Consider the following 20896-nt stretch of genomic DNA (forward strand, 5'->3'; position numbering starts at 1 on the left):
ATAACTATGCATTTCTTCGATGATTTCTCAAGAACACAATAATCTCATGCAAGCGTTTAAGTGCGTTTTTTGAACTTAGGCGCGGAAATCGGCTTCCCAGCTTGATGAATACGTCGGAACCGGGTCGGTTCAGACGGCATTTTAGCCGGTTGCCCTGAGCTTCGACTGAAAGAATGCCTTTTTGTTCCGCTAGAACCCGGATCTCCGCCAGGCGAAGCAAGGCCTCAACTTCAGGAGGGTGAGGGCCGAACCGATCCAGCATATCTTCCGTTAGTTCGCGAATCCGATCGGGGGTTTCCGCCATAGCAAGCCTCCGGTACTGGTCGATTCGTAGTCTGGTTTCTTCGAGATAGCTGGATGGTAGGTGTGCTTGCATGGGCTCGCATTCGTCTTCCTTTAGGTCGAGTCGCTTTAGGACCGTGTAGCCGTCTTCGTAACGGTTAGTGGACTCGGCTTTTCCTTCACCTTGGTAAATGAAGTCTAGCTTCACGTTCGCACGAATCGTGTGGGCGGTCTCATCGCCCTTTAGCCTCGCGATGCTTTGTTTTAAGAGCTGGCAGTAGAGTTCAAACCCGATCCCTACGATGTGGCCGCTTTGTTCGGACCCGAGCAAGTTTCCTGCCCCTCGGAGCTCGAGATCCCGCATCGCGATCCTAAAGCCCGCTCCCAACTGATTGTGCTGGCGAATGGCCTTCAACCGTTTTCGGGCGATATCCATGATGCGTGAATGCTTGTGGAGGAGGAGGTAGGCGTAAGCCTGGCGCTTGAACCGCCCAACTCGACCTCGGATTTGATACAGCTGGCCGAGACCAAATCGATCCGCACCTTCGATGATGATGGTGTTGCAATTGGGAATATCGAGACCGGACTCGATGATGGTAGTGCAGACTAGGACTTGATAGCGCTGGTCAACAAAATCGATCATCACTTTCTCAAGAGCCTTTTCATCCATTTGCCCATGTCCGATGCCAAACGAAATTTCTGGCATCATTTGCTGCAACCCGAGTGTTACTGTATCTATAGTTTGGACCCGATTATGTAGATAGAACACCTGTCCTCCACGGGCGATCTCTTTGCGGATGACGTCTACCACCAGCTTTTCGTCATAGCTCTTGACGATCGTCTGGATGGGTTTTCTCTCCAGAGGGGCCGTCTCAATGACGCTCAATTCCCTGGCACCCGTAAGGGCCATGTACAATGTCCTCGGAATCGGGGTAGCGGACAAGGTCAGAATGTCGATCGTTTCCCTCCATTGCTTGAAGCGCTCCTTGTGCTTCACCCCAAATCGCTGCTCCTCGTCTACCACCACCAGTCCGAGATTTTTGAAGAAAACGTCTTTCTGAATGAGCCGGTGGGTACCGATTAGAATGTCTACGCTGCCTTGTTTCGTCGCCTGCAGGATTTGCTTGATTTCCTTGGGTCGGCGAAACCGGCTCACAAGTTCTACCACAATCGGGTAGCCTGCCATGCGATCTCTAAAATTCAGGAAGTGCTGCTGGGCGAGGATCGTGGTCGGGACAAGGATCGCCACCTGTTTTCCATCCATAACCGCCTTGAAAGCGGCTCTTATGGCTACTTCTGTTTTACCGTATCCGACATCTCCACACACCAGACGATCCATTGGCTTGGATTTCTCCATGTCTTCTTTCGAAGCAAGAATCGCCTTCATCTGATCTGGAGTTTCATTGAAGGGGAAAGCTCTCTCAAATTCCCGTTGCCACTCATTATCTGGCGAGAATGCCATTCCTTCACTTAAGTCCCGCTTGGCTTGAATTTGCAGCAGTTGAGCCGCCAAGTCCAAGGTCGCTCGTTCCGCAGCTTCACGCGTTTTCGACCAGCGATTGGATCCCAGTTTGCCTAATCTTGGGCGTGTTTTTGTAATCCCAACGTAGCGACTGACCAGGTGTGATTGCTGCAGTGGAACGTGGAGAAGAATCTCGTCCTCAAATTCAAGCGTCAGTGCCTCCCGGAGCTGTCCTCCAATATCCACCTTCGAAATACCGCGATAGACGGCGATCCCGTGCTGCAGGTGGACCACGAACTCCCCATCTACCAGCTCAGCGAAGTCGAGAAGCTGATCGACTTGAGACTGAGCGACTAGGGCTTTATTTCGCCCCAATACCTTTCGGTTCCGACGTCTTCCGAACAACTCTGTCTCCGTTACAAATACGGCTCCTTTGCTACCTTTCAATATCGGCCAGCTTAAAAAATCGAGATTCTCACGGAAGTGGATACGAAAGCCCTCATTGACATCTCCCTTCCAAAACAGGGGATTCAGTCCCTTGAGCAACTCCGATCCGGCCGATATATCTTTGATCCGCCTCTCGTCGCTCGCATTGGGAAGGATAAAGATGATCCGCTCGCCTTTCTTTTCCCAATCCCGGATTTGCTCGAGAAAGCGAAGACGCGCGGATTGCTCGTCGGCTAGACGCTCGTCGGCAAGCAATGACTCATCTGGGTAGGATCGATAGAATTCGAGTGACTCTGCCTCATAGACTCTTGTGGTTCCAGTCCTTTCTTCTGTGCTCAAGTCCAAGTCTGAGAAGGTCGTCCAGTGGTCCCCGCTGGATGTACGGGCAATCTGGAGATTCCTCCAAAATAGTCCCTCGCTTCTCGATCCGTCCGATTCAAGGTTTGAATCGAGATTTTCGAGGAGTTCCTCTGGTTCCACCAACCCCCAACTGACCGCCTTTGGCAAGTATTCGAGAATCCCCGCTTTAGACTCTTCTAGTTCCAGTCGGGGGGAGGCGGCGATAGAAATGGAGCTGACCGATTCCCCGGATCGTTGGGTTACGGGATCGAGGGTTTTAATCGACTCTATCTCGTCCCCGAAAAAATCGATGCGAAAGGGCTTATCTTCAGTAACCGGATACACGTCAATGAGCCCACCACGACGCGCGAATTGCCCCGGGGCTTCGCATAGCCCTTCGTGATCATAGTCGAGCTTTTCCAGATCCGCGACCAGTTTCGCGAATTCATACTCAATCCCTTCAGGTAGCTCTATTTGTCGGTCAGCCATTGCCACCGGATCCGGGACGGGTTGAGAGAGGGCGGTTAACGTGGATACAACGATGCGTTTCTTTTCCCCGGCCTCTTTGCGGATTGAATTTAGCACGGCTATGCGATCGCTGCCCGATTCGAATAGGGCGGATCCCTCGTCAGAAGATTCATTGAACTCTGGGAAATGATGGATTTCATTGGTTGCGGAGGAACCCCGCGCGTGGAGATGAAACAGTGCTAAGTCCGATGCCCATTGTTCAGCCATTCTCTCAGTTTTGGCGACGATCACACATAGTGGCGCTGCCTGCCTCTGTACCCAGTCCTCCAGAATGGGGCATAGCGCCTCCGAACTAGTGCCGATGCAACGCTCGAAGCTCTGAGCGGAGGAGGGAAGCAAGGCCATTTCAGGTCCCCTCATTTCTCTTTCTTGTATTTCGCGATGGCCTTGGTCGCCGCCGCTTCCGCCGCTTCCTTTTTGTTGCGGCCTTTCCCCATACCCAATTTCTTGTCATTGCAAAAAACGGTGACCTCAAAGACCCGCTCGTGCGGATCGCCTTCCTGAGCAGTAGTTTCGTAGCGAAGAGCATTGTTCCCCAATTTGGGCTGTATCATTTCTTGTAATACGCCTTTAGGATTCGAAATCACGCCTTTCTCGACGGGGCTTTCTGACAAGTTTTCATAGAGTTTGAGAATCAAAGTGCGAGCGGTTCCCCAGTCGCTATCTAGGTAGACAGCTCCGATTACCGATTCGAAGGCATCGCCCAAAGCTGAATCCTTCTTTCCGATACCCGCATTGCGATCCCGTTCCTTGAGAAGCAAGTATTTGTCCAGTTCCAGTCGACGGGCGACTTGGGCCATGTAGTCTCCACGGGCATAGCCCGATCTGGCCTTGGTCAACTCACCTTCGCGGGCGTCGGGATACTTCCCGTACAGGGCTTCCGTCAAGGCGAGTTGAATCACAGCGTCGCCGAGAAACTCGAGCCGCTGGTTATTGTTAATCTGGTCACTCGAGCGAAGGAGAAACGATGGATGCGTGAGGCTCTTGACCAGCAAGTTCTTGTTCTTAAAGGTGTATCCGAGGACTTTTTCAATTTTCTTAATCGACGCTTTTGGCATTTCCGCACCGAGATCGCCATCGTCGGTTTTGAGGCGAGGCGGCTTAGAACGAGTCTTGAAAAAACCTTTCAGTTTGGAGCCTACCATTTAATTTGCCTACAGGTGAACCTAGAAAAGGGTCTGATAATCTAAAATGCTTCCTATTTCAAATCGAACCGTTTGATTAGTTCCTTGGCCAGATTCCGGTATGCCATCGAGCCCGGATTCAGCTTGTCGTATTCAAAGATGGTTTGCCCAAAGGAAGGGGCTTCACTGATGCGGACAGTGCGAGGAATTACCGTATCAAAAACCTGGTCCGGCAAGTTTGTGCGAACCTCCTCTACGACCTCCCGCGAAAGTTTGGTTCGAATGTCGAACATGGTCATGATGATTCCGCCAATTTGAAGGCGATCATTGACCCCCGCTTCATGTAGCCGGTCGACCACGCTCAAAATCTGGCCCAAGCCTTCGAGGGCGAGGTACTCGCACTGCAAGGCCACCAGTAGGTAGTCCGCGGAAGCGAGACTGTTCATCGAGAGCATCCCGAGGGCAGGGGGGCAGTCGATGATGATCGCTTGGTATTTTCCGGAATCGATGATCGGCTGGATAGCGAGCGTTAGCTGGCCGAGATAGTTCTCTTTCTGGGAAAGCTCGATTTCCGCCGCCGCTAGATCGACTTCGGAGGGCAACAAGCTCAGCCGCTTGCGGCCCGTCTTAATGATCATTTCCGCCGCGTCACCGTCCTCCATGATAGCGGCATAAACACTGCGACCTTCCTCCTTCTCGAAGCCCAGACCGCTGGTGGCGTTCGCTTGCGGATCCAGGTCAATTAGAAGCGTCTCAACGCCTTGATCCCCCAGGGCAGCGGACAAATTAACGGCCGTAGTGGTCTTGCCGACACCCCCTTTTTGATTCGCAATCGTAAATACTTTGCACGCCATCTTGGGCGGGTTATATGGATCAAAACCTTCGCAAGGCAATGGTTAAAAAGAGCGGTCTGCAGCGAAGCGTTTAAGAGCTACAATTGCAGATGTTTTTAACATCGCTCGTGTTGTTCGCTCTTTCCAGACGTTACCAGGATCTGGGTCCTAGCCGTAGCCGTTAAACAAAACTGCGTTTAGGCATAGAAAGGGCTAATAACTGAAGGTGTCTCGGCGGTAATGAAGAAACCTAGACTAGCTGCCCCCAGAAAAAATTGTCCCTTAAAGGGCTTTTGAAGCTATTCTTATCCCAGCCTGCGCCTAGCAAAGGCTAGGGCCGCAACACCCACTCCAAAAAGCGCTGCTGTGGACCCTGTGTCGGGGACGGCTGATGAGCCTGTGTCTGGGACGGAGGTTGCACGGACGAGAAATGCTCCAGTATCGTCGAAGCCATCTTCCTTACGTTCTTGATAAATTGGATGTGCGGGTAAGGATGAATATCCCATCATAACATCGCTATCACTCCCTACGCAATCAGTTACAATATCACATATATCAAAGCCGAAAGCCACCCACTGCGCTTGCTCCTCACTGTCACTGTCTATGAAGCCTTTTGTGTGGCCATCAAAAGTGGCATTTGGGCCTTCGAATATAATGCCATCATCAGTCAAACCCAAAAGGTAAACCAATGAAACCATATCATCATAGATCGCTACGTCAGTACCAGATCCTGACAAATCATTAATCTCTGAGTGTATGAAAACGCTCGTATCCAGATACCCGATTTCTTGGGGTGCTCCCATCTAAAAAGTACTTTGTCACCTGCTGCAGCCATGTGCAGGATAAAGGCTACTTCCTGCTAAGCTTCAAGCATTTTTGGCAGGAAAGGGGCAGGAAATGATTTATAACAACAGATATAATTCTATAAGTTATTGAACTGCAGCAACTTAAATTGGAGGCGTGGGCGGGAATCGAACCCGCGATAGAGCTTTTGCAGAGCTCGGCCTTACCACTTGGCTACCACGCCTTTTGCGTTTGCCGCCAATGCGGAAACGAAAGGAGGGAGAGATTTGCGATGCACGATGCAGTTTCAAGCAGAATCTCTGTTAATCGAATAAACACTGAGTGGTTTTTTGATATCGATCCATCCGTCCACTGGTTCATAGGCCTGAACAAGCCTCTCAATGGCTTGACGTTAAGTGAATACCTAAAGGTACCCTTCGACAGGTTTTTCGAGATACGCCAAGGCGCTGCTGGTCAAAATGACGATTTCGGAGCTTTAAATCGACTCTAGATCGGAATCGAACACGGCTAGGGAGGTGTAAGCCCGCAGGCCCTCTATTGGAGCCTGTACCTCTAGGGGGTTGATGCTGTGTTATTAGGGTTTTTTTAGCCTTATTCCCCAAGCACTAGCCCCCTTGGATAAATAGCCTAGCCCAGCCCCCTGAACTTGATGCGAGCCGTCGGATTCTAGTACCTCACCGTAGGTGGTATTCTCCGCGTTTTGGGCTGATCTTAAGTGCAAGCATTTCGTGGGCGTTGCGATGGTTTACCTGGTGTTTGACTGGTCATTCTGGTTGCTAACGCGACTTTCGAGGAGTTTGGTATAGAGTTGTGGGACTGTAGATTTGTGGTTCTTATGTCCGCTATGGGCTTCTCTATCTTGGTAGTGGTGGCAGCCTGGCCGTTCGAGCTGACCCGCAAGGCATCGAGACCCCTAAGCTGGCGAAGGAACGGAAGTCTACCGCCTTCGAAAGAAATCGGCAGTGGTTCACAATCCTTTTCTTGGCCGGCATGCCTGCTCTCATTTTTGGAATGCTGGCAACAGTGTTCTGCTAGAAGGCGAAATCTTTCGAGGCTGAGATAGCCGGCTCCAAGTAAGCACGGTTCAATAAATCCATACCCGTTCTACGGATAGAAAATATGTCGCCCGACGGAGAAAACGCTTTCTTCGCCAATCGAGTATACGGAGAATATTCTGGCGATTCTTTCAAAATTAAAGTCGGGCTAGCTAGGCCTCCGTAAACTAGCCTACATTAGATGAGATGATTTTCGACGACCAAAGAAAGGAAGATCATCGACGACGAAGAAGCGACGCACTACCGAGCAGATAATCAGCATTCTGCGGGAGATCGTCAGGGTCTTCAACGTGCTGGCCCTGCTGCAAAAGGCGATACGAGAGTGTGGGGCACCCGAATGCATCCGCTCTGACAACGGGCCCGAGATCATGGCCAAGGCTATGCAGCGATGGCTGAAGGGCAACGAAATCAAAATTCTCTAGGTAGATCCCGGATGCCTCTAGCATGGCGAATACGCCGAGAGGTTCAACAGCCGCCTGATGGAGGAGTGCCTGAGCCGCGAGCTGATATACGAGCTAAGCGAATCGTGGGTCGTCTTCTCGGATTGCCGCGACTATTACAACAAGCAGCGGCTCCGCAGATCCGTAGGCTTGCTAACACGGAGCGAGTTCGCCACAAAACAATTAGGAGGTCCGTCCCGCTTACGAGTTTCTAATCTGCTACGCGACACTTGTTACTTAAATCAAATTACAAGTGGTTATTTTCTTTGGAAATGGTCGTACACCACCACGCCCAGGCCTTCGGTGGAATTGAACAATTCTTCCGAGGGGCGACCATAGACTTCGGCTCTAGGCACCAAAGGGAATGCTCCAACGGAAGCCATCACCGTATTCAAAGCTTCAATATCAGAAGCGCTTACTTGCCAATCGTCCACTGCCACTATAACGACTGGAGGCTGTCTTTCGAAACGGCAAGTGCGTAAGGGCGTCAATTACTAACGTTGTAATTTGAATTGTTAATTTACGTGACAGGCGTCTTTATCTTTCCTTCCGATTTCGGCTACATCTCTTTGAGCAATAGACGACCTCTTCCCAGCATCGTTCCCATTTCTTCCGCCAGTTGAAAGGCCTTTGGCAAACGGGACAAACCTTACTTGGGAAATTGAACTTGCTTCGGGTTTTACTCATCAGCTCCCAGATTTTTCAGAGTTTGAGTATCCGACCAATAGAAAAAGAATGTCGGCGACAGGCCAGAGAGATTGCATCTAGAAGGTAAAAAGTAAAATAGGTTCTTTAGTAGCAAAATTTTTCTGGTGTGCAGTTTATAATTTGTATCAGAAGTACCCAAAGATGCGAGGTATGTAATGTAGCTCGTACTTGAAAATTAAATTACTATCAGTATCACTTTTATTTAGTGAAAAAACGAGGCGACAGACCTTTAACGAAGGTAAAAAATCCAGAACCGAATGTAAATGATCCAAGTTGGATCATTTGGGCAGCTTGGGCCGATCGGATCACGTTTGAGGAAATAGAAAAAAGAACTGGAAAAACAGAATCTGAAGTTATTAAAATTATGCGAGGAGCTCTTAAGCTTAACTCATTCAAATTATGGAGAAAAAGAGTTAGTGAAAAAGCTCTAAAGCATGGTAAAAAATTTAAGTATTCTAGAAAAGAAATAACGAATAAGAGCCTAAAAGATGAATTCAGTGATTAGCATGAGTTGGTTCCTCATTTGAAAAAAGAACGAGCGATTTGAATTCCGAGGAATTCCTCAATCAATTCCGTATTCGGAACCTACTACCCTGGATACGTAATATATCGAAAAACTGGGGGGTGAAAAAAGACGCCACCTGGTTTGATATCATGGGGCTTTGCTCCATTGTCGCTGGATTAGCCGATTGGGCCTTCCTCAAAGATTAGGGAGCTCTTAATTAAGTTCGCGAAATTTAAGTCAATTATCGCTATTCTTCAGAGAAGCATTGCGTAGATCTCTCTGGGTCAAAGAAGTATTCGGGATGGTAAATGTCATTGCATCGATCCGAGTGAAAAAGGACCAGAGGGCCGACTTCATAACAATATTCAAATCGAATATTCCAGCCGTTTTGGAAGAAGAAGGCTGTATCCGATACGCGCCAGCCGTAGATATTGATGCTGATCTTCCGGGGCAGAGTCTGGACGAAAACGTAGTCACCGTTATTGAAAAGTGGAGCACGCTAGAGGATCTGAAAGCGCATTTGGTAGCGCCGCATATGCTGGCTTTTCGGGAGCGGGTCGAAGGCATGGTCGAAGACGTCAATTTGAAAGTGCTCGAGAGCGCTTAATCCAAGCGGCGGAAATCTGAATTTCGCCAAATTGACTGTTGATCGATGGTTTCCGCTTCCTTCGGTCCTTTGCAAATTCTGGCGAGGATTTGAGAGAGCCGCATGCCTATTCCCATTAGTGGTTTATCTGCCAAAGCGGTGTATCTTTAACCTCGATTCTCCTTCTTCTTCGATCTCGTAGTCCTCGACGAGGACCTCACCAAACGATCCGTCGACTGATTTGACAACCACTGTGCAGATGCCTACCCCAGTTCCAGAATCGTCGCTGGGCTCTTGTTGTCATCAGTGGGGCGAGGAGCATCCTGAAAATCCTCTACAGGTTCGATTACTGTTACCGGTTGGTCGATCAAGCCTACTTGGTAAAGTATGAGTGAGCCGTTAGATAGGTTTTGAACTCAAGCGAATCATTTTTGCAAAAAGTCTCGAACATGTTAGTGGCTCCTTTAAAATCTGATTCGCTTTGAGGGATTGCTCTTACTCGATGAAATAGGCCGCCCTCGTTGCATTGACTCGATCCTGTGAGACGGCAAGGGTGTATTCTATGATACTTCGTTTTCTAATCCTTTCGATTCTATTATTCCTCCCCCTGGTTGCCCAGACGCCGTCTGGTCAAAGATCGCCGCAGCTAGCTAAGGCCTCCTCGCGATCCGTTGGGATGTCATCGGAACGGCTCGCCCACATCGACAAGATGGCCGAAGAAGCGATTGTTAACGAGGAGATACCAGGACTGGTGGCGCTGGTCTCGCGTAGGGGAAAGGTCGTATATCATAAAGCATTTGGAACGGCGAATATTGAATCGGACCGAAAGATGGAAAGTAACGACATCTTCCGAATCGCGTCCCAAACCAAAGCGATTACCTCAACCGCGCTCATGATGCTGTGGGAAGAGGGGAGTTTCAAACTGGACGACCCAGTTTCGAAGTACATACCAGAGTTTAGTAATCCCGAATTATTAGATACTTACAACGAGTCAGATGGAAGTTACACCACCACCCCGGCCAAGAACGAAATTCGGATACGCCATTTGCTCACGCACAGCTCTGGATTGGGGTACGGTCTGATCGACCGCAACGAGGGGATCAAAGCGATCTACAGGGAAGCGGGCATCGTGGATGCCTGGACGACATATCCGATTCTCTTGGCCCACAATATCAAAACGCTGGCGACACTACCTTTGGTGTTCGAACCGGGTGAAAGGTACCGGTATTCACTCGGATTGGATGTAGCGGGCTACTTGATCGAGGTGCTTTCCGGAATGCCCTTCGACCTGTTTCTGAAAGAACGCCTTTTCGAGCCGCTAGGAATGGACGATACATACTTCTATCTTACCGATGACAAGGCTCATCGTCTAGTGGCGGCCCACGAGGGCAAAAACGAACAGTGGATTAAGTTCAATGGTGTAGAAGGCTATTACGATGCCGACTTCCCAGTGAAAGGTGCAAAGACCTACTTTAGCGGAGGAGCCGGCTTGTCTAGTACGGCCCTCGATTACGCCACCTTTTTGCAGATGTATTTGAATGGTGGGGAAATCAATGGAATCCGTTTTCTCAGCCGGACTACCATCGATACCATTATGGCTAACCAAATCGACATGGGGAGTGACACCAGCTACCATGGTCTGGCATTCAGTGTGCTTGATGGACGCGGTGTTGCAAAGGGCGGACTCGGTAGCGAGGGCACTTTCAATTGGGGCGGCTATTTCAATTCCCAGTACTTTGCAGATCCTGAAGAACAAGTAATCGGGATCATTCTCAAACAGACGAGAAATACGATTAACCCCGATACGACGGGTTGGAAATTCCGTCGACTGGTGTTCCAGGCGATTGATGATTAGAGAGTCTTAAGTAGATTAGTGCTTAAGCCTGAGTAGAACTGCCTTCTAGGGCTCGCCAGTCGCGGCGTAACAGAATGATTCAAGTAATTGGACCGACGCGGCGGGAAAGGGATTCCCTCACCCCACCTGAAGCAGAAAGGGAAAATGAATGGTCGGGACGACTTAATTATTCCATCTCCGGCGAATAGCTGTCGGACTCCCTGCGGTCGGAGTTCGTCGCTATCGGTTCGCAAACTACGAGTACAGATCGACAATAGACTTGGCTTGGTGCTTGAGTAGGGAGCGTAGAGTTTTGGGTGCTAGTGCTTCGGCTTGATTGCCCCAGCTTAGGATCCATCGAGCGACTTCCTCAAGGCCGCCTAATTTGAAATGGACGATTACGCTGCCGTTGTCGTTGGATTCAATCTTCTGCGAAGGGTGCCAGATGTTCTCCGATACATATTCCGCGAGGCCCGGCTGAATACGGATCGCCACTTTGTGATTTCCGGTTGGCGACCAAATTCCAAAACTAGTCCAGAGATAGTCGTCGACGGAGAATTCGAGCGGAACCTCGAAGGTCTCTTTGCCGAACTCTAATTGGAAGGCCCGGGCCAACAGGAAGGTACGCATCGCTTTGCGAGCATGGTCCCACGCAAGGAGATACCATTTCCCTAGGTAGTTGGTAATATGGTAGGGATTTACGACTCTCTTTTCGAGGGATCCTTCCCCGGGCTTTTTGTAATGAAATCTCAATACGCGTTTCTCCAAAGCACTTTTTATTGCAATTTTCAAAGTATCTTCATCCAGTTTGGAAAGTTGACCGTGCTTGAACGAAATCGTATCGCTGAGTTCGGTTAAATTGGCGGTTATGGTATCGGGCAGGCTGGCGGAGAGTTTGTTGAAAGCGTTGGCCAACGGCTTCTCAAAGGGGGTTCCCTTATAGTGGTCCAACGCTTTTTGGGCGACGCTCAAGGCCAGCAGTTCCCCTTCGGAGATATCGATTGTCGGGAGGCTTTCAACTTCGTGCGTGTAGCAATACCCGTGTTCCGAGGCTTCATACTCGATAGGCATCAGCATCCGGTCCCGCATGAAATCGATATCGCGGCTGATCGTCTTGGTACTCACTTCCAGCTCGGCTGCCAACTGGCTGCAATTGGGGAACCCGCCTCGCTGCAGTGCTTTGTGGATGAGCAGCATTCTCTCAATGGCAGGACGCTTAAGACTGTGAATGCGAGGCAATGACACGATCCCGAAATAGATGGAGACTCAAGTGATGGCAATCAATATTGAAACGTAAAATCTGCTGGCCTTGGCATGTGAGTTGCGGAGGGCTCACTCGTTAGTGCGCCGCTGAAAAGGTGGTATGGCCCGCTCAAAATGAAGACGATACGATGTTCCTGCTGCGGTGACGACCCATTGTATGTGAAGTATCACGACACGGAATGGGGAATCCCCGAATACAACTCCAAGGCCTTAATTGGAAAGTTGATCCTTGACTGGGCTCAGGCCGGGCTGTCCTGGATAACTATATTGCGGAAACGCGACCATTACCTTCAGGCTTTTGATGGATTTGATCCGTTGAAAATGGCCCGCTATTCTGACAAAAAGCTCGAAGCGCTCCTGCAGGAACCCGGCATCGTTCGGAATCGGCTTAAGGTTAAAAGTGCCCCCAGAATGCACAGGCCTACCTACGCATGAAGCATCGAGGGGTTGATTTCTCCGAGTATCTATAGAGCTTTGTAGAAGGTAAGCCGATTCAGAACGCTTTTGATAAAATGTATCAGATGCCGACGACTTCACCGGAAGCCCAGGCAATGAGCAAAGCACTGAAGAATGAAGGGTTCAACTTTGTCGGTCCCACCATCGTCTATGCCTTTATGCGGGAGGTCGGTACGGTAAATGAACACTTAACGAACTGTTTTCAATACTAAGAGATCGCAAGCTAGTCCGAGTCCTTAGTAGGAATCTGCTTTACGTTTTCATCGGGTGGTCTCCATGCTGCGGAGCTTGGGCACGGCAAATTCGCAGAATGAGATAGCGGAGGAGGGTGATTTTGTTGTCATCGGAACCTACAAATCCGTCCGTCTGGCCCATGAAGCGGGCCTGGCGGTTCTCGCTGCGGGGCACCACTATTGGGTCTATCCGGTCGAGGACCTATATGCCTTAGCGGTATTGCCGAAGCACGCTGAGACATTACGGCGCGAGGTCGACATTGCTCAGTTGAAGAATCGATTTTGGCCACCCGTTTCGATTGATCTTCCCAATCATTCCACCCGAAAAACGCCTACGGTCATTTTCGCCATGTCCTTACTGGGCATGTTTACCGCCCAAAAAGCGATTCCGGGATTAAAAGATGTAGGGATGAATAGCAGTGAAGGCGTTTTCCAGAACGGCGAGTGGTGGCGAATCGTTACCGCAATTACGGTCCACGCCGATCTTGCCCACCTCGCAGGGAATCTATTAGGCATCGCGCTTTTCACGTACCTATGTTGCCGATACATGGGAAACGGGCTCGCCTGGTTTCTGATCGTGCTGGTGGCCAGTTTTGCCAATTTGACAAACGGCTATATCCGCTTGGGCGAACCCTTTTTCTCACTGGGAGCCTCAACCGCGGTTTTCGCTGCTTTAGGTCTTTTGGCCGGTTTCCCAGTGGGCACGTTTTTGAAAACGCGAGACCCCATGCAAAACAGGGACTGGCTGATACCCTTTTTCGGTGGCTGTATCCTGTTCGCCTGGATGGGAGGAGGGGAGTTTCCCACCGATGTGATGGGGCACGTGCTCTCTTTTGCATTCGGCACTGTGTTAGCCATTGGAATCGCTGGGACTTCAATCCCCTCTAAACTTAACGCACTCCATCAAAAAGCGCTGCTATTAACTTCTTGGGGACTGATAGTCTTCAGTTGGTGGTTAGCTCTGCTTTAATTCGAAGCGGATACAGAAATTCTTCTCCAGCTGTCTGCTGTAAGATAGATAAAACTTACGCGATAATGTCGTGTACCACTTTTCCGTGCACGTCGGTGAGTCTGAAATCCCGGCCCTGGAAACGGTAGGTGAGACGCTCTAGACCGAGGCACCTAGCCGGTTCGCTTCCTGCGACTGGTTGATCTCCCATTGGGCGGAAAGAGGGAAGGCGAGACCCATAGATAGGAACCACGAAAAAGCGATGAAGGGTTGGGATTGAATACGTTGATTCCGAGTTGGGATTTACGTTGATTGGCAAAATCCGATCCTGCGAACACCTTTTGACTAACGACTGACCGCTACTACCCTGAAGCTTTCGCCTCGAGTATTCTAATGGGCCTGGTTATCCCCTCGCTATATTTACCCGAGTTTCTCGATTTCTTTCATCAGCTGGAAGACGCCCACCGTTGTCATCAATACCGCTGAGGTCCAAAGAAACACGACCCATGTAATCGGGGGCCGTAAGGCTTCGTGGGTTTTGTAATAGAGGAAAAAAAGGGCGGCGAAACTCAGGAAGGGAAGCATAAGGGCTTGGGCCACCGCTCCGATCGTCACGAGAGTAACGGGTTTCCCGACAGAAAGATAAAAGATGCAGTAGAGGGCGGGAAGGGCGACACAAGCGACTTTGGTCCAGCGGATCCGGTCTGCTTCCGAGTCTATCTTTACCAGTTTAAGGAGATGGAAAAAATCGGTAGCGAGGCGGCTGTTGGAGGCTGTAGCAATGAAAATGGTGGAGTATAGCACCGTAAAGGCACCGATGACAAATATCCATAATCCTACTACTCCGAAGGATGTACTGTACAACTCGGACAGATTGATCATGAGATTGTCATTAGTCACGCCAATGTTCTTTCCATTAAGAACGGCCGCTCCAAGCAGGTAGAAGGCGACCGTGGCGCCCGTGTAGATGACCATCGAGACAAACGCATCCCACTTGAGCACCCGCATCCAGCCCCGAGCGCGTTCGATCCAGGCTTCGCTCCCATCGTCAGGACCCACATGCCGAGCGTATCCTTTTTCCAGACACCAGTAGGGGTAGTAGATTAATTCTGCGGCACCGATTCCAATGACTCCAAAGGCGGCGAAGGCTATGACAAACTGGTCGGGCAAACGAAAGGACAGTCCTTCCTGGATATTCTGAGCGGTGATTCCATAGTCCGTCCAGTAGAGCGAGAGGACGGCGAAAATCGTGAAGATCGTGAAAAATGCGATCATCGAGGTCGCGAATTTCTCTATAAATAAATACCGCCCGACAAAAAGCAGGATGGCACAGGAGCCCGTGATGAGTATTGCGAGACTGGTATTGGAAAACGATGATCCCGCTAAGCCCGCCACTTGAGCGATTCCACCCACCATTCCGGAGAGCTGGAAGAACGTGGCTACGAACATCAGAAACCAAAGCCAGACCAGCCAGGAAACGCCTGCCTTAGGTCCTGGGACAGAATTCAGGGCCTCGAGGGCGGTCTTCCCCTTGGAGAGGGTATAGCGACCGAGCTCGACTTGCAGGAAGACCTTGATGAGACAGCCCAAAATGATGAACCAGAGTAGAATAAAGCCGACGTCTGCCCCAAGCTTAGTGGTGACGATTAATTCGCCGGAACCGACGATATTAGCAGAAACGATTAGGCCAGGGCCGAGTTGTTTCAGGATTCCTTTGGCGTCTTTAGGGGCTTCTTGAATATCTGACATAGGGGAGTTTTTAAGATACAGGATGAGTAACGGAGTGGAGTTTGGCTTCGTTTGAAGTTAAACGGGACCGAGATGTAATATGAAACATCCATTGGGGATCTACTATTCGAGGGAGTTGACGTTTAAGCGGTTGGGCAAAGATGGCAAATTGTATTTACGTTAAAAATAAGCCGCTCAATGGACACCAAGCCCTAAGCAGAGGACTTGCTTTGTGCCAAAACTGCAAGCCTTCCTTGTCCTTGTCGTTCCTGAACGGCTCCAATGGGCCGACGTGCCGAATTCTGCTTGGCAGGTCCTGTGAATAGGCCTGTTTTGGGATTCAATAGCATGAGCGTGTTTGCTTCTTTGGCGACTAGACTTCCTGAACCTAAATCTCCTAAAGCAACTTTTGAGCGGTCCAAACGACCAAGTAGAGACAGTCTTTTGAGTATTGGAGCGACTACGAAATACTCGAGTGAATATGGCGAAACTGCTTCCATACGATGAGGCGAGGCGCCAGTTTAAGGCCCACGGACGTTTTTTTGACTGGACCAAGAGCTCTGTTGTGCTGTTTTTGGCGGCATAAGTCCTTTAAACGCAAAATAAATACCTTCTCAAAAATGAGTCCGTCCTGCACATCAGCCTTCTCTATCCTAATCTTTCTCGCCGGAATTCCCGTTCTTTCTGCTGAGAAGCCAAATGTCATTGTCATCATGGCGGATGATATGGGTTACGGAGATGTGTCAGCCTATGGAGCGGATACATTTCGCACTCCACACATAGACCAGCTGGCGGCTGAGGGACAGATGTTCACGAGTGGGTACTGTTCTGCGTCGACCTGCACGCCAACCCGTTATTCCTTCCTGACTGGAACCTACGCATTCCGGCACCCCAACACCGGTATTGCGCCGCCGAACAGCCCTGCAGTTGTCAAACCGGGAACTGAGACGATCGCTTCCATTTTAAGCACTGTGGGCTATAAGACTGCCGTTATCGGTAAATGGCATTTAGGCCTCGGGGGTCCGGATGGTCCGGATTGGAATGGTGAACTCAAGCCTGGGCCCAGGGAAATTGGATTCGACTACAATTTTCTTCTACCCACAACAAACGACCGTGTTCCTCAGGTTTATGTGGAGAACAGCCGCGTTCTAAATCTAGACCAGAATGATCCTCTGTGGGTAGGAGACGAGAAACCTAGTCCCGATCACCCGACGGGCATCACGCATCGAGACACGCTCAAAATGGATTGGTCGCACGGGCACAACTCGACGATTCACAACGGCATTAGTCGTATTGGTTTCTACACGGGGGGACATGCGGCCCGTTTTCGCGATGAGGATTTGGCCGATGAATGGGTGAAGCAGTCCAACAATTGGATCGAGGACAACAAAGACGGACCCTTCTTCCTCTTTTTTGCTTCTCACGACTTACACGTTCCTCGCATCCCCCACGAGAGATTCCAAGGTGTGACATCGCTTGGCTACCGGGCTGACTCAATCGTACAATTTGACTGGTGCGTTGGGGAGTTAATGAAAACACTCGATCGCATTGGCATTGCGGAAGATACACTCGTCGTTTTCTGCTCTGACAATGGACCTGTAATGGATGATGGATACGAAGACTTGGCTCTGGAGAATCTCGGGTCGCATCGAGCAGCTGGCCCGTACACAGGCGGTAAGTACAGCATCTATGAGGGGGGCACCCGAACGCCCTTCATCACTCGCTGGAAAGGAAAGATCAAGCCGGGTGTCTCCGATGAAATGGTCTCGACGATTGATCTCGTGGCCAGTCTCGCCGCTTTGACGGGAGCGAAAATCCCGGATGACGCTGCTCTCGACAGCTATAACGTGATCGATGCGCTTCTTGGGAAGTCCGGTGCGGAAGGGCGCGACCACCTTGTTCAGCAAGACAACGGCAGGGGTAACAACTATGGCCTGAGAGTCGGCGACTGGAAACTGCAGCGTCACGATTCGAAAACCGCTCGCAACGTGGTCGTCGAGACGAAGTTGGCGAGTACGAAGGTCAACCAATACCGACTCTACGACCTTTCCAAAGACCCAGAGGAAAAGAACGATCTATACCAAAAACGCCCAAGGATTGCCAAGCGATTGACCGAGCAACTCGCAGAAATTATAGATTCGGGACGCAGTCGATAGGGGTGGTTAGATACTAAGAGTAGTGGGCTATCTCCGAGAGCTCATTTATTTTTTCATCCTCAGGGTGGGTGATCGGAGTTCACCCGCATACCGTTTGCACCTTCGCGCTTGCGTCGGAGGCCAAGTTTTAGCTGAATTATTAAATGCTCAGACCCAAGAGTGACCCACGCCTTTCGAGCTGCTTTCTTATTGGCTTGTTCCTTAGCCTATCGGCGAGTCTTTACTCTGCGGAGAAGCTTAACGTCATTCTGATCATGGCGGATGATTCGGCCGTCGACAATTACAGCTGCTACGGGAGCGACTTTTTCAGTTCGCCTCGCATCGACTCACTTGCAGATACTGGGGCTCGCTTCAATTATTGCTATTCCGAGCCGGTTTGCACCTCCAGTCGGGTCAAGATAATGACCGGAAGAGACGGAGTGCGCAACTACGTCAACTTTGGTATTCTGGATAAAGGGGAGACGACCTTCGCTGATATGTTGAAGTCAGCCGGCTACGCCACGGCTGTGGCGGGCAAGTGGCAGTTGCATGCGGAACCGAATGGATCGCTGCCGGAAGACTGCGGATTCGATAGCTACTGTCTCTGGAATTTTCCAGGCACGACGCTCGACCGCTATTGGAATCCGAGCCTCAATCAGAACGGTAAGATTCTCGAGACAACCGAAGAGGATTACGGGCCTGATATCGTATCCGATTTCATAGTGGACTTTATTGAAACCAATCAGGATCGACCGTTTTTCGCTTACTATCCCATGATTCTGGTCCATAATCCTTTTCCGGAAACGCCCGATAGCCAACCCACTACGGCAGAAGAAGCGAAGTTTTCAAAAGGTCTCAAGAACTACCGGGATATGATCGCCTATGCGGACAAAATGGTAGGCAAGCTGGTTGACACGGTTGATCGACTGGGATTGCGTGAGAAAACGGTATTCATCTTCACCGCAGACAACGGGACGAACCGTACACTCAGCTATCCTTTTAGGGGTTCTGAGCGGACAGGGGAGAAGGCCTTCGCCACCGAAGGCGGGTATCATGTGCCGCTCGTTGTCAATTGCCCCACCGTTGTTCCGGCGGGAATTGTCTCGAACGACTTAGTCGATTTTTCCGATGTTCTTCCTACCTTGGCAGAGCTAAGTGGTGCTGAATTACCAGACGTCGCATTGGATGGTCAAAGCTTCTGGCCGCAATCCCTTGGAAAGGCAGGCAATCCGCGGCAGTGGATCACTCAGTACTACTATCCCAAATACAAGCCGGCCGCAGAAAAGCATGGTCAAGGAGTCCGTAATCGCGAAATCATCTGGTCGCAAAATCAGTACTATAAACTCTACCAAGACGGTTCTTTCTATGCGGTTGCGGATCGACACGAGGTAGACTCGATTAAGCTAGGAGAAGCGACCGCGTTTGCCGAGAAAACAAGGAAGATGCTGCAAAAAGCCATTAAATCCGTACCTCAAACGGGGCAAATGCTCAACGCGGAGGCGGGTCCCTGACATAATGATTCTGACCTATAGATTCAACTACAGCAGAATAGGCATTTTGCTTGTTACTCTCATTTAATAATAGGCAGGATGCCTGTTCTGCTTTAACATACCATTCAAGTGATTAGATCCTTAAGTTTTTTAAACCGTCGAACGCGAACAATTACCCCGTTCTTTTTCCTTATCGGTATAATGTATCCATTATTTGGTGTAGAAAAAATCGAGAACGTTGTATTTATAATATCAGACGACTTGAAGGCCAGCGTTTTGGGTAGCTATGGAGATGAGATTTGCCACACGCCGAATATTGACCGCTTGGCAGAGGAGGGCGTGGTATTCGATCGGGTTTATTGTCAGGGGACATCTTGCGGGCCGTCGCGTCAGTCCTTTATGCACAGTCGCTATCAGGGCGCCGCGAAGGTGAATTTGGGAAAGCACTTTATCGACAATGGGGTTTTCAGTGCCCGCATTGGAAAGATTTACCACATGAAAGTTCCAGGCGACATCATCGCGGGCACCGATGGACTGGATGTCGAAAGTACTTGGAACGAACGTTACAATTCCCCCGGTCTGGAAGCGCACACACCGGGAGATTATGCGTGTCTCAATCTTGACATATTCACTACCGATCTCGCCGGTCGCTACTCTACGGCAATGCCGCATCGCTGGTTTGTGACTGTCAGCTATGACGGGGATGGCTCGGACCAACCCGACTACAAGACCGCAAGCAAGACCATTGAGGTAATACGTCAGCGCAAGGACGAGCCATTCTTCATCGCCACTGGTTTTGTTCGTCCCCACTATCCCATGGTGGCTCCTAAGCGATACTTCGACATGTACCCAATCGAAGACATTACGTTACCCTATGTTCCCGATGACGACCACGACGACATCCCGCCGCTCGGTTTTCCTAAAGTCGTTTCCACCAAAGATCCGATCGGCAAATATCCGGACAATCAGAAGCGCATGTGGGCGGGTTACTACGCGACCGTCACCTACATGGACGAACAAGTCGGAAGAATTCTAGATGAGCTCGATCGGCAGGGCTTGCGAGACAAGACCGCCGTCGTATTCACCAGCGATCATGGGTACCATTTGGGAGAACATCATTTCTGGCAGAAAAGCAACCTTCACGAAGATGCGCTTCGAGTGCCGTTGATCATATCGAGTCCTGGAGTAAAGTCGGGGCGATCGACCGCAATCACAGAACTGATGGATATCTATCCAACCCTTTCGGAGCTAGCCGGATTTGAGGATCCCGAAAGCGTGCAGGGTAAGAGCCTCGTTCCCGTACTGCAGGATAACTCAGCCCGTGTAAGGGAGGCCGCGCTTACCATCGATCGATCTGGTTATGCCCTGCGGTCTGAGCGTTGGTCCTATATTCGCTACAACGACGATACTGAGGAATTGTATGACATGCAGTCGGACCCGGGCCAACTCACAAATCTCGCGATCAATCCTGAGCGTGAAGACGAATTGAAAACATGGCGCTCAAAACTGGATTCTAGGCTGAAGGGTGCCGGTATCACACGAAAGTTAAAGAAAGGCTAGTGTCCTCCGTGGTTAAAGCTGTAGGAGCGGTTTTACACCGCGATAAAAAGGAATCGCGGAATAAACCCGCTCCAAAGAGTTGCGGCCTTATTCGCAGATTACCCGTAGGTAAAGTACTTGTATGCAAGACAATGA

At 50.2% G+C, this 20896-nt stretch carries 18 protein-coding genes, 1 tRNA gene and 2 pseudogenes; 9 read left to right on the forward strand and 12 right to left on the reverse strand.

What is annotated here, in order from left to right:
* Positions 1 to 4: 4 nt before the first annotated feature.
* The 6 genes from mfd to GA004_RS08935 all read right to left on the reverse strand — a co-directional run bounded on the left by mfd (position 5) and on the right by GA004_RS08935 (position 7320).
* Entirely contained in the window at positions 5 to 3418 is a 3414-nt protein-coding gene (gene mfd / locus GA004_RS08910) for a transcription-repair coupling factor (protein WP_283393505.1), read from the reverse strand.
* Positions 3415 to 4203 (reverse strand): ribonuclease III, encoded by a 789-nt coding sequence (gene rnc / locus GA004_RS08915; protein WP_283393506.1) that lies wholly within the window; start codon positions 4201 to 4203, stop codon positions 3415 to 3417. The genes mfd and rnc overlap by 4 nt, the downstream gene beginning before the upstream one ends.
* Before the next feature lie 53 nt (positions 4204 to 4256).
* Positions 4257 to 5036 carry a ParA family protein gene (locus tag GA004_RS08920; RefSeq protein WP_283393507.1) on the reverse strand — a complete coding sequence of 260 codons (780 nt, stop codon included), beginning with the start codon at positions 5034 to 5036 and terminating at the stop codon, positions 4257 to 4259.
* A 284-nt stretch (positions 5037 to 5320) separates the two neighbouring features.
* Positions 5321 to 5818, reverse strand: a complete 498-nt coding sequence (locus GA004_RS08925) for a VPDSG-CTERM sorting domain-containing protein (RefSeq protein WP_283393508.1) — start codon at positions 5816 to 5818, stop codon at positions 5321 to 5323.
* 150 nt (positions 5819 to 5968) lie between these two features.
* Positions 5969 to 6042 (reverse strand) — tRNA-Cys (locus GA004_RS08930).
* A 1047-nt stretch (positions 6043 to 7089) separates the two neighbouring features.
* On the reverse strand, positions 7090 to 7320 hold the full coding sequence (locus GA004_RS08935; protein WP_283393509.1) for a hypothetical protein: 231 nt from the start codon (positions 7318 to 7320) through the stop codon (positions 7090 to 7092).
* An 18-nt stretch (positions 7321 to 7338) separates the two neighbouring features.
* Here GA004_RS08935 and GA004_RS18190 point away from each other — a divergent pair.
* Positions 7339 to 7653 (forward strand): annotated as a pseudogene (locus GA004_RS18190) (integrase core domain-containing protein); the annotation flags it as partial.
* Here the strand turns inward: GA004_RS18190 and GA004_RS08940 are convergent.
* Positions 7572 to 7754 carry a hypothetical protein gene (locus tag GA004_RS08940; protein WP_283393510.1) on the reverse strand — a complete coding sequence of 61 codons (183 nt, stop codon included), beginning with the start codon at positions 7752 to 7754 and terminating at the stop codon, positions 7572 to 7574. The pseudogene GA004_RS18190 and the gene GA004_RS08940 overlap by 82 nt on opposite strands.
* Before the next feature lie 97 nt (positions 7755 to 7851).
* Positions 7852 to 8001: a DUF2256 domain-containing protein gene (locus tag GA004_RS17960; protein WP_343218796.1), complete on the reverse strand. Its 150-nt coding sequence runs from the start codon at positions 7999 to 8001 to the stop codon at positions 7852 to 7854.
* Between the two features lie 226 nt (positions 8002 to 8227).
* On the opposite strand from GA004_RS17960, the gene GA004_RS08945 reads away from it, so the two are divergent.
* The 3 genes from GA004_RS08945 (at position 8228) to GA004_RS08955 (ending at position 10968) form a co-directional block, all read left to right on the forward strand.
* Positions 8228 to 8527 (forward strand): TIGR03643 family protein, encoded by a 300-nt coding sequence (locus tag GA004_RS08945; protein WP_283393511.1) that lies wholly within the window; start codon positions 8228 to 8230, stop codon positions 8525 to 8527.
* Between the two features lie 265 nt (positions 8528 to 8792).
* Positions 8793 to 9134 (forward strand): putative quinol monooxygenase, encoded by a 342-nt coding sequence (locus tag GA004_RS08950; protein ID WP_283393512.1) that lies wholly within the window; start codon positions 8793 to 8795, stop codon positions 9132 to 9134.
* A gap of 541 nt (positions 9135 to 9675) precedes the next feature.
* The gene (locus GA004_RS08955) at positions 9676 to 10968 is read left to right on the forward strand and encodes a serine hydrolase domain-containing protein (RefSeq protein ID WP_343218797.1); all 1293 of its coding nucleotides are present in this window, start codon (positions 9676 to 9678) and stop codon (positions 10966 to 10968) included.
* 234 nt (positions 10969 to 11202) lie between these two features.
* Here GA004_RS08955 and GA004_RS08960 read toward each other — a convergent pair whose 3' ends face one another.
* Positions 11203 to 12192: a helix-turn-helix transcriptional regulator gene (locus tag GA004_RS08960; RefSeq protein WP_283393514.1), complete on the reverse strand. Its 990-nt coding sequence runs from the start codon at positions 12190 to 12192 to the stop codon at positions 11203 to 11205.
* A 132-nt stretch (positions 12193 to 12324) separates the two neighbouring features.
* Between GA004_RS08960 and GA004_RS17965 the strand changes: the two are divergent.
* Both GA004_RS17965 and GA004_RS08975 read left to right on the forward strand, forming a co-directional pair.
* A pseudogene (locus GA004_RS17965) lies at positions 12325 to 12878 on the forward strand (DNA-3-methyladenine glycosylase I).
* Positions 12879 to 12942: 64 nt separating this feature from the next.
* The gene (locus GA004_RS08975; protein ID WP_283393517.1) at positions 12943 to 13869 is read left to right on the forward strand and encodes a rhomboid family intramembrane serine protease; all 927 of its coding nucleotides are present in this window, start codon (positions 12943 to 12945) and stop codon (positions 13867 to 13869) included.
* Positions 13870 to 13924: 55 nt separating this feature from the next.
* Here the strand turns inward: GA004_RS08975 and GA004_RS08980 are convergent, their stop codons facing one another.
* From GA004_RS08980 to GA004_RS08990, 3 genes are all read right to left on the reverse strand, one after another.
* Positions 13925 to 14059 (reverse strand): DUF1501 domain-containing protein, encoded by a 135-nt coding sequence (locus GA004_RS08980; protein ID WP_283393518.1) that lies wholly within the window; start codon positions 14057 to 14059, stop codon positions 13925 to 13927.
* Between the two features lie 209 nt (positions 14060 to 14268).
* Positions 14269 to 15597: an Nramp family divalent metal transporter gene (locus GA004_RS08985; RefSeq protein WP_283393519.1), complete on the reverse strand. Its 1329-nt coding sequence runs from the start codon at positions 15595 to 15597 to the stop codon at positions 14269 to 14271.
* A 191-nt stretch (positions 15598 to 15788) separates the two neighbouring features.
* Positions 15789 to 16076: a hypothetical protein gene (locus tag GA004_RS08990; protein WP_283393520.1), complete on the reverse strand. Its 288-nt coding sequence runs from the start codon at positions 16074 to 16076 to the stop codon at positions 15789 to 15791.
* Positions 16077 to 16196: 120 nt separating this feature from the next.
* On the opposite strand from GA004_RS08990, the gene GA004_RS08995 reads away from it, so the two are divergent.
* The 3 genes from GA004_RS08995 to GA004_RS09005 all read left to right on the forward strand — a co-directional run bounded on the left by GA004_RS08995 (position 16197) and on the right by GA004_RS09005 (position 20761).
* On the forward strand, positions 16197 to 17732 hold the full coding sequence (locus GA004_RS08995; protein WP_283393521.1) for a sulfatase family protein: 1536 nt from the start codon (positions 16197 to 16199) through the stop codon (positions 17730 to 17732).
* A gap of 143 nt (positions 17733 to 17875) precedes the next feature.
* Positions 17876 to 19222 (forward strand): sulfatase family protein, encoded by a 1347-nt coding sequence (locus tag GA004_RS09000; protein WP_283393522.1) that lies wholly within the window; start codon positions 17876 to 17878, stop codon positions 19220 to 19222.
* 180 nt (positions 19223 to 19402) lie between these two features.
* The gene (locus tag GA004_RS09005; protein ID WP_283393523.1) at positions 19403 to 20761 is read left to right on the forward strand and encodes a sulfatase; all 1359 of its coding nucleotides are present in this window, start codon (positions 19403 to 19405) and stop codon (positions 20759 to 20761) included.
* The last annotated feature ends 135 nt before the right edge of the window (positions 20762 to 20896 follow it).

The sequence above is a fragment of the Candidatus Pelagisphaera phototrophica genome, assembly GCF_014529625.1.
Lineage (GTDB): Bacteria > Verrucomicrobiota > Verrucomicrobiia > Opitutales > Opitutaceae > Pelagisphaera > Pelagisphaera phototrophica.

Bases quoted from the DNA above. Each gene is read 5' to 3' on its own strand.
- mfd (WP_283393505.1), bottom strand. From the start codon at position 3,418: ATGAGGGGACCTGAAATGGCCTTGCTTCCCTCCTCCGCTCAGAGCTTC.
- GA004_RS09005 (WP_283393523.1), top strand. From the start codon at position 19,403: ATGTATCCATTATTTGGTGTAGAAAAAATCGAGAACGTTGTATTTATA.
- GA004_RS08975 (WP_283393517.1), top strand. From the start codon at position 12,943: ATGCTGCGGAGCTTGGGCACGGCAAATTCGCAGAATGAGATAGCGGAG.
- GA004_RS17960 (WP_343218796.1), bottom strand. From the start codon at position 8,001: ATGAGTAAAACCCGAAGCAAGTTCAATTTCCCAAGTAAGGTTTGTCCC.
- GA004_RS08920 (WP_283393507.1), bottom strand. From the start codon at position 5,036: ATGGCGTGCAAAGTATTTACGATTGCGAATCAAAAAGGGGGTGTCGGC.
- GA004_RS09000 (WP_283393522.1), top strand. From the start codon at position 17,876: ATGCTCAGACCCAAGAGTGACCCACGCCTTTCGAGCTGCTTTCTTATT.
- GA004_RS08985 (WP_283393519.1), bottom strand. From the start codon at position 15,597: ATGTCAGATATTCAAGAAGCCCCTAAAGACGCCAAAGGAATCCTGAAA.
- GA004_RS08925 (WP_283393508.1), bottom strand. From the start codon at position 5,818: ATGGGAGCACCCCAAGAAATCGGGTATCTGGATACGAGCGTTTTCATA.
- GA004_RS08990 (WP_283393520.1), bottom strand. From the start codon at position 16,076: ATGGAAGCAGTTTCGCCATATTCACTCGAGTATTTCGTAGTCGCTCCA.
- GA004_RS08955 (WP_343218797.1), top strand. From the start codon at position 9,676: ATGATACTTCGTTTTCTAATCCTTTCGATTCTATTATTCCTCCCCCTG.
- GA004_RS08995 (WP_283393521.1), top strand. From the start codon at position 16,197: ATGAGTCCGTCCTGCACATCAGCCTTCTCTATCCTAATCTTTCTCGCC.
- GA004_RS08980 (WP_283393518.1), bottom strand. From the start codon at position 14,059: ATGGGAGATCAACCAGTCGCAGGAAGCGAACCGGCTAGGTGCCTCGGT.
- GA004_RS08935 (WP_283393509.1), bottom strand. From the start codon at position 7,320: ATGCTAGAGGCATCCGGGATCTACCTAGAGAATTTTGATTTCGTTGCC.
- rnc (WP_283393506.1), bottom strand. From the start codon at position 4,203: ATGGTAGGCTCCAAACTGAAAGGTTTTTTCAAGACTCGTTCTAAGCCG.